General features: G+C 66.1%; 9 protein-coding genes and 1 pseudogene. 7 read left to right on the top strand and 3 right to left on the bottom strand.

Annotated features, from left to right (window positions below):
* The 5 genes and pseudogenes from CO669_RS36495 to CO669_RS32950 form a co-directional block, all read left to right on the top strand.
* Window positions 1-100, top strand: a pseudogene (locus CO669_RS36495) (chemotaxis protein CheW); the annotation flags it as partial.
* Window positions 101-132: 32 nt separating this feature from the next.
* The gene (locus CO669_RS32965) at window positions 133-519 is read left to right on the top strand and encodes a response regulator (RefSeq protein WP_097666528.1); all 387 of its coding nucleotides are present in this window, start codon (window positions 133-135) and stop codon (window positions 517-519) included.
* 59 nt (window positions 520-578) lie between these two features.
* Window positions 579-1,454, top strand: a complete 876-nt coding sequence (locus tag CO669_RS32960) for a CheR family methyltransferase (protein WP_097666526.1) — start codon at window positions 579-581, stop codon at window positions 1,452-1,454.
* A 2-nt stretch (window positions 1,455-1,456) separates the two neighbouring features.
* A complete protein-coding gene (locus tag CO669_RS32955; RefSeq protein WP_018321617.1) occupies window positions 1,457-1,774 on the top strand; it encodes a hypothetical protein in 318 nt (105 codons plus the stop codon).
* Between the two features lie 143 nt (window positions 1,775-1,917).
* Window positions 1,918-2,421, top strand: coding sequence for a response regulator (locus tag CO669_RS32950; protein ID WP_097666524.1), 504 nt, complete (start codon window positions 1,918-1,920; stop codon window positions 2,419-2,421).
* 43 nt (window positions 2,422-2,464) lie between these two features.
* On the opposite strand, the gene CO669_RS32945 is transcribed toward CO669_RS32950, so the two are convergent.
* A complete protein-coding gene (locus CO669_RS32945) occupies window positions 2,465-2,776 on the bottom strand; it encodes a hypothetical protein (RefSeq protein WP_097666522.1) in 312 nt (103 codons plus the stop codon).
* Between the two features lie 149 nt (window positions 2,777-2,925).
* Between CO669_RS32945 and CO669_RS32940 the strand changes: the two genes are divergently transcribed.
* Window positions 2,926-3,561 carry a response regulator transcription factor gene (locus tag CO669_RS32940; RefSeq protein ID WP_097666520.1) on the top strand — a complete coding sequence of 212 codons (636 nt, stop codon included), beginning with the start codon at window positions 2,926-2,928 and terminating at the stop codon, window positions 3,559-3,561.
* A 161-nt stretch (window positions 3,562-3,722) separates the two neighbouring features.
* Here CO669_RS32940 and CO669_RS32935 read toward each other — a convergent pair whose 3' ends face one another.
* Together CO669_RS32935 and CO669_RS32930 are read right to left on the bottom strand one after the other, a co-directional pair.
* Window positions 3,723-7,316 (bottom strand): PAS domain S-box protein, encoded by a 3,594-nt coding sequence (locus CO669_RS32935; protein WP_097666518.1) that lies wholly within the window; start codon window positions 7,314-7,316, stop codon window positions 3,723-3,725.
* Entirely contained in the window at window positions 7,294-7,713 is a 420-nt protein-coding gene (locus CO669_RS32930; RefSeq protein WP_097666516.1) for a response regulator, read from the bottom strand. The genes CO669_RS32935 and CO669_RS32930 overlap by 23 nt, the downstream gene beginning before the upstream one ends.
* 351 nt (window positions 7,714-8,064) lie before the next feature.
* On the opposite strand from CO669_RS32930, the gene CO669_RS32925 reads away from it, so the two are divergent.
* Complete coding sequence (locus tag CO669_RS32925) at window positions 8,065-10,242, top strand: methyl-accepting chemotaxis protein (protein ID WP_097666514.1); 2,178 nt, start codon at window positions 8,065-8,067, stop codon at window positions 10,240-10,242.
* Window positions 10,243-10,359 lie beyond the last annotated feature (117 nt).

Genomic DNA, 10,359 nt, shown 5'->3' with positions numbered 1-10,359 from the left:
GCTCGCCGGCGGCGTCCATCGCCTCGACGGTCAGCTCATGGTCGTCCTCGACGTCGATCGCGTGCTCGACCTTGAAACCAAAGTTCAATTGGCTGCCTGAGCTAACAGAAACATCGGAGCCGGAGAACCAACATGAAGACCTGCTTGGTGGTCGATGATTCCAGCGTGGTGCGCAAGATCGCGCGCCGGATCCTGGAGGGCCTCGAGTTCGAAGTGACCGAGGCCGAGGACGGCTCGAAGGCGCTCGAGATCTGCCAGCGGCAGTTGCCCGACGCGGTGCTGCTCGACTGGAACATGCCGGTGATGGACGGCTTCGAATTCATGGGCCACATGCGCCGCTTGCCCGGCGGCGACCAGCCCAAGGTGGTGTTCTGCACCACCGAGAACAACGTGGCTCATATCGCTCAGGCGCTCAGCGGCGGCGCCAACGAGTACATCATGAAGCCCTTCGACAAAGACATTATCGCCGACAAGTTCGCTGAAGTTGGTTTGATCCCGGTCGACCAAGCCATGGCCTGAGTGTCTGGCCTTTAGTGTTTGGGCCAGAGTGTTCCAGTACAGCTTCGAAGAGGCTATCCGTGACCCCGACCGAGTACGAGTATCTGCGCAAGTTCCTGAAGGACAATTCAGGGCTCGACCTGTCCGCAGACAAGCAATATCTGATCGAAAGCCGCCTGCTGCCGCTCGCTCGCAAGGCCGGGCTCTCCGGCATCGCCGAGCTCGTGCAGAAGCTGCAGGGCGGCGCGCGCCAGATGATCACCGACGTGGTCGAGGCGATGACCACCAACGAGACCTTCTTCTTCCGCGACAAGGTCCCGTTCGACCATTTTCGCGAACACATCATGCCCGAGATCATCAAGGCGCGCGCGGCCAAGCGCAGCGTGCGCATCTGGTGCGCCGCGGGCTCGACCGGCCAGGAGCCGTATTCGCTGGCGATGTGCCTGAAGGAGATGGGCGCGGCCCTCACCGGCTGGCGCGTCGAGATCATCGCCACTGATCTGTCGCAGGAAGTGCTCGAGAAGGCCAAGGCCGGCGTCTACAGCCAGTTCGAGGTGCAGCGCGGCCTGCCGATCCAGATGCTGGTGAAGTACTTCAAGCAGACCGGCGAGACCTGGCAGATCAATCCCGAATTGCGGGCGATGATCCAGCACCGGCAGCTCAATTTGCTGCACGATTTCGCCCAGCTCGGCACCTTCGACGTCATCTTCTGCCGCAACGTGCTGATCTATTTCGACCAGGATACCAAGATCAACATCTTCAACCGCCTGGCGCGCCAGATCGAGCCAGACGGCTTCCTGGTGCTGGGTGCGGCCGAAACCGTCGTCGGTCTGACCGATACGTTCCGCCCGATTCCGGAGCGGCGCGGCCTCTACAAGCCGAACGATCCGCGGGCCGCAGCCGCCAAGCCGGTTCTCGGCGGCGCGCCGCGCCTCGCGGCCATGGCGGGACGATAGTCATGGCCGAGGATGGCAAGGGGACGGAGCGCGTGACCTTCAGTCGCGGCTATGACGTCTGCATCATGGCCATCGACGGCACCTGGCGGCGCGACTGCAAGCTCAACGCGATCTCCGACACCGACGCCATTCTCACGGTGGAAGGCTCGATCCAGGGGTTGAACCTGAAAGAGTTCTTCCTGCTGCTGTCGTCCACGGGCCTCGCTTATCGCCGCTGTGAGCTGGTCCGCGTCAACGGCGCCGAAATGGACATCCAGTTCCTGCGTGGTAAGAACCGGAAGAAGCGCGGCGCAGCCGGCGGCCGTGACGAAGCGGCGTGATCGGCCCGCACCCGCCGCCGTCGCTTTTCCGATCCCTTCCTTCACGCTTCCTGAAGACATTCGAACCAATTCGCGGCGGCAGCTTTACGTCGCTTAAGCGCGAAGCGTGTATCCGTTGATGGTCTCACTCTCAGGATACGGAAATGCCCAGAAGCTCTCTCTCTCCCATCTCGTCAAACCTGCCCGACGGCGCCGAGCGGCGTGCGCTTCAGCTTCTGGTCGTCGATGACGACGCCACGCAGCGCAGCCTGATCACGGTCGCCGCCAAGCAGGCCGGCCACGAAGTCACGGCGGCGCCGTCCGTGGCGGACGCCATCGAGAAGCTTCGTGCCGCCCGCTTCGATTGCGTGACGCTCGATCTCGTGCTGGAGGACGGCGACGGCATCGACGTGCTGCGTGAGATGGCGGCGGCGAAGTTCGGCGGCGCCGTGATCGTCATCAGCGGCATGGACGGCAAGCGCCGCAGCGCCGCCCGCAGCTTCGCCCGGTCGGTCGGGATCGAACTGCAGAGCCTGCCGAAGCCGCTCGATCTCGCGGCCTTGCGCATCAGCCTCGCCAATCTCGGCAAGACCGCGATGGGCCTTCCGGCGATTCACACCTGGGGCGGTGTCGCCACCGACGCGATCGTGGAGCGGCACCGCGCCTGAACGCGGAGCGGCCACGCGGCGGTTGCGCCGCGCCGGCCGCGATCTATGCCGGGTTGCCGGATTCCGACAGACATTGCAGGGCGTGGCCGAGGCCCGCCCGACATGCGCTGAGGGCGGCGCTCGCCGTGGCATAGCGCGGCGTGACGTCATCGAGCACGAAAATATCGGCGGAACCGGCCGGATCGCCGTACGCGAAGCCCGTTTCCAACGTGTCGGCTTCCATCATGGCTGCGTCGATCAGGCGCATGCTGCTCTCGATCCGCATGATCAGGGCGCGAAGATCGGCTGCGATCAACCGGCGGCTGTCAGTTTCAGCCATCGCGGCGAGCGGGGGCGTGCCGGCCAAATTTAGCATGGATATTCTCCGTACCCCGCAATTAGGCACCTTGCCGCTACTTGTGCGTTAAGTCCATGTCCCGTACAAATACGGGTGGGCCGAATCCGCGCCGAACGCCATAACGGGAGGCGCGGACGCGAGTCCTTCATGCCAACCGGATGTGGCACATGGCCGAACAAATCTCTCGCGGTGAAATCTTCGTGGTCGATGACGACCCTGCCGTTCGCGACACTCTGTCGATGGTGTTGAAGGCGGCGGGCTATGAGGTGATCTGTTTTGCGGACGGCGCGGCACTGCTCTCCGTCGCGCGAAACCGCACGCCGGCTGCGATCCTGCTCGACGTGCACATTCCCGGAAAGTCGGGCCTCGACATTCTGAAGGAGCTGCAGGGCGAGGACTATCCGGCCCCGATCTTCATGATCTCCGGACAGGGCGACATCACGATGGCGGTGGGCGCGATCAAGAGCGGCGCGCTCGACTTCATCGAGAAGCCGTTCCGCGGCAGCGAGATCGTCGGCCGGCTCGACGAGGCGATCGGCGCCTATGCACGCAGGCAGGCGGAGAACGCCTCGCCGAAGTTCGGCTCGCTGCATTTCCCCGGGCGCGAGCCGCTGACGCGCAGGGAGCGCGAGGTGCTCGAGCAGTTCGCATCCGGTGCGTCCAACAAGGAAGCCGGCCGCACGCTCGGCATCAGCCCGCGCACCATCGAGGATCACCGCGCCAACATCATGAAGAAGCTCGGCGCGCGCAACGCCGCCGATCTGATCCGCATCGTGATGACCGCGGCCCAGCGCGCGTCGTAGAATGGTCCCGTGCCCCGGACGCAGCGCATCACGCAGTGGTGCGCTGCAGAGCCGGGGCCCATTTCAACAACTTCACCAACTTCACCGCTGACGGCTTCTGGGTCCGGCTCAGCACGGCAGCGCTTTAGCGCTGCGGTGTGTCCGGGACACGAGATCTCGCCTCAGCCGCCCAGCGCCTTGCGGATGATCCGCGCCAGATCCGATTTCCGATAGGGCTTGGCCAGCAGCATCACGCCGGAATCCAGCCGGCCGTGATGGATGATCGCGTTCTCGGTATAGCCCGACGTGTAGACCACCTTGAGGTCGGGCCGCGTCTTCATCAGCTCGTCGGCGAGCTGCCGCCCGTTCATCTTGCCGGGCATGATGACGTCGGTGAACAGAAGGTCGAACGGCTTGCCGGCGGCGACGATCGCGAGCGCCTCTGCGGCATTCGCAGCCTGCAAGGTGACGTAGCCGAGCGAATGCAGCTGGGCCAGCACGTAGTCGCGCACCAGCCTGTCGTCCTCGACCACCAGGATCGTCTCGTGTCCGCCCTCGACCGCCGCCGGCGTCACGCCCTCGCCGACCGCTGTCGGCGTCTTGCCGGGCGGCAGGTACATCTTGATCGTGGTGCCGTGGCCTTCCTCGCTGTAGATCTTGATGTGGCCCGCGGACTGCTTGATGAAGCCGTAGACCATCGAAAGCCCGAGGCCGGTGCCCTTGCCCGGTCCCTTGGAGGTGAAGAAGGGGTCGAACACCCTGGTCAGAATGTTCGCCGGAATTCCGGTGCCGGTGTCGCTCACGGCGATCAGCACGTAACGGCCGGGGCGGACGTCGTTGACGCTGGCATAGACCTCGTCGAGATAGGCGGCGCCGGTCTCCACGATCAGCTTGCCGCCGCCGGGCATGGCGTCGCGGGCGTTGAGCGCGAGGTTGAGGATCGCGGTGGTGAGCTGGTTGGGATCGACGATCGCGACGCAATTCTCCTCCTCGAACACCGATTCGATCTGGATCTGCTCGCCCAGCGTCGGTCGCAGCAGCTTCGCGGTGTCGATGACCAGCGAGTTGACGTCGATCTCCCGCGGCTGAAGCGGCTGCTTGCGCGCGAAAGCGAGCAGGTGCTGGGTCAGATCGGCGCCGCGCGCGGCCGCCTCGTCGATCATCTTGGTGATGGCCGCAAGCTGCGGCTCCTTCTCGACGGCCTCCGCGAGAATCTCGATCGTGCCGGTGATGACGGTGAGGATGTTGTTGAAATCATGCGCCACGCCGCCGGTGAGCTGGCCGATCGCCTCCATCTTCTCGGCGTGCCGAATGCGCTCATCAGCCGCGATCTTGTCGGTGAGGTCGCGATAGAACACGTTGAACAGCAGGCCCTCGCGGCGCTTCAGCGCGGTCACGCTGACCTCGGCCCTGAATTCCTTGCCGTCGCGGCGGCGGCACATCAGCTCGCGGCGGCGGTTCAGCGTCCGGCCGTCCTCATTCTCCAGGAAGTTTTTCAGCCCTGCCTTGACCCTCTCGCGCTCGCTCTCGGCCACGATCAGGTCGATCGTGCTCTTGCCGAGCACCTCGTCGCGGCGCCAGCCGAACAGCTGCTCGGCCTGCGAGTTCCAGTTCAGGATGCTGCTGGTCTCGTCGGTCTGGATGAAGGCGTCGAGCGAGGTCTCGACGATGTTGCGGGCAAGCCGTTCGCTCTCGCGCAGCGATTCCTGCGCGAGCCGCGCCTCCGTCATGTCGCGCCCGACGAAGAAATAGCGCTGCGCCGGCTCGGACCAGCTGCCGAGCCAGGACAGCCAGACCTCGTGTCCATTGCGATGGAAGCAGCGCGTGTCGGCGAGCTTGACGCGCTCGCCGCGGCGCAGCGCGCGCATCTCGTCGCGGGCGTTGGCCAGATGCTCGGGATGAATGAAGTCGGCGCCGCTGCGGCCGATCATCTGTTCCGGCCGATAGCCGAGAATGGTCTCGCTGCTCGGGCTGACCTGCGCGATGTGGCCTCGCGAGTCCATGACCATGATCAGGTCTTGCGACGTGTCGAAGATCTGCCGGCGCTCCTCGAGCTGCTGCTGCAGCTGCCGCTCGGCCCGCCGCGCGTCGGTCAGGCTGCGCGCGGACCCGGAGACGCCGATGATCTCCCCCGACGGCCCTCTGATCGACGAGAGGCTGAGCGAGATTTCGACCGGCGCGCCGTCCTTGCGCAGGCGCACCGTCTCGAACCGTTCGATCGGCTCGCCCCGGGCGATCCGCGCCAGATAATCCTTGCCCTGCGCGCGGCGGTCGGCCGGGACGATGATCGCGGTGGATTGCCCGATCGCCTCGTTCACCGAATAGCCGTAGAGGCGCTCGGCGGCAGGATTCCAGCCGGTGATGATGGCATCGAGCGATTGCATCACGATCGCATCGTCGGACGATTCGACGGCGGCGCTGAACAAGCGCTCGCGCGCCGCGTGATGGCTTCGCGCGGCCTCGGTGCGGCGATGCTCCCGGATTTCGCGCTCGAGGGCGGCCGTCTTCACCCGCGTCTCCTCGACCATCCGGGCAAAAGCCCGCGCCAGCACGCCCGTCTCGCCGCCGGCGTCGACAGGGATGTCCGCCGGCTCCCCGCGGCCGATCGCCTCCACGGCCGCGGTCAGGCGGCCGATCGGGCGGGTCAATGAGCGCGCCAGCAGCACCGCGAGCGCCGCTGCGGCGAGAACGGCAAGCACGCCGACCAGCACGGACGTCTTTTGAATGGCGGCCGGCACCCGGCCGAACACGGCCGGGGGAATGGTCACGATGATTGCAACCCATTCCTTGCCAGCCAGCAGTGCCGGCGCGATCGCCGCGCCGCTCGGCCGGCCCGACTCGTCGGTCATGAGCCGCGTGGATATATCCGAGGTGCCAGCCAAGGCCGAGAAGAATGGAAAATCGTCGCGCCAGTTGGTGGGATGGCCGCGCAGCGAACCGAACTCGCGTGCGCGATCGGGATGAACGAGATAGTCGCCGCGCGAATTCACGACGTAGATCTCTCCACCCGAGCTTGCCGTCGCGCGGACGTGGTCGAGGGCCGGACGCATGTCGATATTGGCGATGATGATGCCGAACGGCTTGCCGGCCGCCGTGAACAGCGGCGTCGCGACCCGCAGCGTCGGAGCGTGCGGGGCCGTGGTGCCCCCCTGGCGCGTCGCGAGATCGATCGGCGAAACGTAAATCTCGCCCGGTGGCAGCCGTATCGTGTCCTGAAAATAGGCTCGTTCGCCCTTGCGCTCGAGCTCGCCATTGGGGACGATCCGCACGGATCCGTTCGGACCCGAGCGGTCGACGCGCACCAGCTCGCGCTGGTCGTCATCAAGTCCGATGATGCGGAACTGCCCGTAGATGGGTTTGGCCTCGATCTCGGCCGCGAGCCGTTCGGCGATACGCTCGCGCCAGGTTTGCTCGGAGACGCCGTCCGAAGGGTCAATTCCTCCGGCGACGTGCGCGCGGATCAGGCCGTTGATGGCCGCGGCGGAGCGATAACCGATCAGATCGCCACGCGCGCCGGCGACATAGGATTCCAGACTTGTCGCAAGCAGGCGTGATTGGGCTTCGACGCGCTCCAGCACCCGCGGAATGACCGCTTGGGTGGTGTTGCGATAGCCCAGCCAGCCGACGGCAGCCACGGTGACCGCCACCAGCAGGATCATTGCGATGGCCAGCCGCGTGGCGAGCGTCAGCGGGGGTCTCGCAGGACTTCCCGGATCATCGCGGCCGATCTGGCCCGAACCAGGGGCGCCCTCGTTATCGGTGGCCGGATCTGACATCGGACCCCTCCGGCTCGCCCGCCTTCAGGCAGCCTTCGACCGCGGCGAGCAGGGCGCCGGGCCGGAAAGGCTTTTGCAGGCTTGCCACCGCGCCGAGCTTGGTCGCCATCTTCAGGAAGTCCGGTTCCGCGTAAGCATCCGGCGTGATCGATTGGCCGGAAATGACGATGATCGGAATGGCCGGGGCCAGCGCCCGGATGTGACGCATTGTCTCCAGCCCGTCCATGCCCGGCATGAAGATGTCGAGAAACAGCAATTCGAACCGGGCCGCCTCGAACAGCGCAAGTCCCTTGCGGCCGTCGCCGGCGACGGTGACGTGATGGCCGGCCCTCTCCAGGATCAGCCGGATCGTGATTTGAACGGCCGGGTCGTCATCCACAATCAGGATGTTGGCCACGTCTGAAGTCCTCCGGGCCGGACGGGACATCCCCGCTGGCCGCAAATCAAACCATCAAAGACGAAATTGTTGCGCGGATTCCGCCCGGCCTGCAAGCACTTCGCGAACGGGCTGCGGGCATTATGCATGGTTCCGTGCACATGGCTCCCGGGCGGCGCCGCGTCCCACGGCCGCGAGGCGGGAAGAACTATTTTTCTCGCCGTAGTTGCACGGGCGCAGGACTTCACCGGGGATTAAAGGCGTCGGACCAGAATTGGCGTCAGTTCCGAAAAGTCAATTGTCACGGCTCGCATCGCTCCCTCCCGGCACCGGGCGAGCCGCCCGATCCGACGAATTCAGCACGAGAGACTTATGTTCAAATCCTTGGCGAACACCGGAATTCGCACCCGGTTGCTCGGCGGCTTCGCGCTCATCTGCATCCTGCTGGCGGCGACCGTGATCTACACCGTCACCGCGGTCTCCGAGATTTCCTCGCGCATCAGGACCGTGACGAACCTGCGGGCGCCGGTCGCGATTGCGAGCACCGAGCTCGTCGGCAATCTCTATTCCACGCTCTCGACGCTGCGTGGCTATCTCCTGACAGGCGACGCGCAGGGCAAGCGCGACCGCGCGGCGGTCTGGGCCGAGCTCGACCGCACCGTGGCGGCGGTCGATCGCATGGCCGAGGGATTTTCCAGCGCGGAAAACAAGGCCAATTGGAGCGAGGCGAGGGCGTTGATTGCGGAGTTCCGCCAGGCCCAGGACAAGGCCGAACTGACCGCCTTCACCCCCTCGGCCTATCCTGCGAGCGAGCTCTTGACGAAGGAGGCCGCGCCGCTGATCGCGACGATGTTCACCGAGATCACAGGGATGATCGACGAGGAGGAGACGCTGGAGGCGACGCCGCAGCGCAAGCACCTGCTCAAGACCTTCGCCGACGTCCGCGGCAATCTCGCCGCGGCGGGATCGCAGCTGCGGCTCTATGTGGCATCGGGCGAAGCCGCGGACCGCGACAAATTCGAGAAGCCGCTGGCGACCTTCCGCGCCGCGCTCGCCGCGGTCAGGACGCAGGAGGCACTGCTGACCTCCACTCAGAGAACCGCCTATCAGGCCATCGTCAAGGCGAACGAAGCTTTCGCGGCCTTGCCGGGGAGGATCTTCGCGATCCGCCAGACGCCGCAATGGAATATGCCGGTCTTCGTCCTGTCCTCCGAGGCGGCGCCGCGTGCGACCCGCACTCTCGATCTCCTCGACGGCCGCAAGGACGCGGAGGGCAAGCGCGCCGGCGGCCTCAAGAGCGACCAGCAGTCGAAGCTCGCAGCGGATGCCCGCCGCCTCGCCGACGAGGCCGAGAGGCTGCTGCAACTGCAATGGATCCTGCTCGCCGCGGGGCTCGTGCTCGGCACCGCGATCGCGATCCTGGTCGCGCGGTCGATCACGCGTCCGATCGTCGAGCTGGTGAGTGATTCTGCGCGTCTGTCCGGCGGCGACACCAGTGTCGAATTCAGGACCGCCGAGCGCGGCGACGAGATCGGGATGGTGTCGCAGGCCGTGGCCAAATTCCGCGACAATGTGATCGCCCAGCAGGCGGCGGCGGCAGGCCTTGCGCGTGAGGCGGAGGCGCGCGAGGCGAACAGCCGCAACACGGAGAGTGCGGTCGAGGAGTTTCGCGTCACCTCGCGCGACTTGCTTACGCTGGTCGGCCAGAATGCCGGCACGATGCGGCAGACTGCGGAGAGTCTCGGCGGCATCGCGCACCATGCGACCAATCAAGCCACGTCCGCAGCAGCGACCTCCGAGCAGACGGCAGTCAATGTCCAGACCGTCGCGGCGGCCGCCGAGCAGCTCGCGAGCTCCATCGTCGAGATCGGCCGACAGATCGAATTGTCGAACAAGACCGTGCGGTCGGCAGGCGACGTCACCGCGCGCTCGGAGTCCGAGATCGAGGGCCTTGCACACGCCGCCCAGAGCATCAGCTCGGTGGTCGATCTGATCCAGGCGATCGCGGCCCAGACCAATCTGCTGGCGCTCAACGCCACCATCGAGGCCGCGCGCGCCGGCGAGGCTGGCCGCGGCTTCGCGGTGGTGGCCTCCGAGGTCAAGGCGCTGGCCGACCAGACCCGCAACGCGACGCAGGACATCGCCAAGCACATCGCGGCGATCCAGAATTCGACCGGCAGCGCGGTCGCTTCCGTCAAGGAGGTCGCCAGCGCCATGCGCCGGATCGACGAGGTGACCGCGGCGATCGCCAGTGCCGTGGAGCAGCAGGGCGCGGCAACGCGAGAGATCTCGCATAATGTCCAGATGGCGGCGTCGGGCACACAGACGCTCGCCGGCAGCATCGGTACCGTCTCCGGAGCGATCGCGGAAACCAGCCGCTCGGCCGACGAGGTGATGGGGGCCGCGAACGAGGTCTCGGGGGCATCCGAGCGTCTTGCGGCCGAGGTCCAGGCCTTCTTCGTCAAGCTGCGCAGCGGCCCGATGGATCGCCGCAAGAACCGCGATTCCGATTATCGCGGGCCGGAGCGGCGGAACAGGAACGCGGCCTGATAAGGAATGACGCATGCTGAGCGCGCGCCTCGTCCTTCGAGACGCGCTGCGCGCTCCTCAGGATGAGGCTAAGCAGCGTCGGTGCTCGTTGAAACCAGCGCAACCCACTCGGTCCTC

The sequence above is a fragment of the Bradyrhizobium sp. Y36 genome, assembly GCF_002531575.1.
Taxonomy (GTDB): Bacteria; Pseudomonadota; Alphaproteobacteria; order Rhizobiales; family Xanthobacteraceae; genus Bradyrhizobium.
This window is presented reverse-complemented; position numbering and strand designations above follow the sequence as displayed.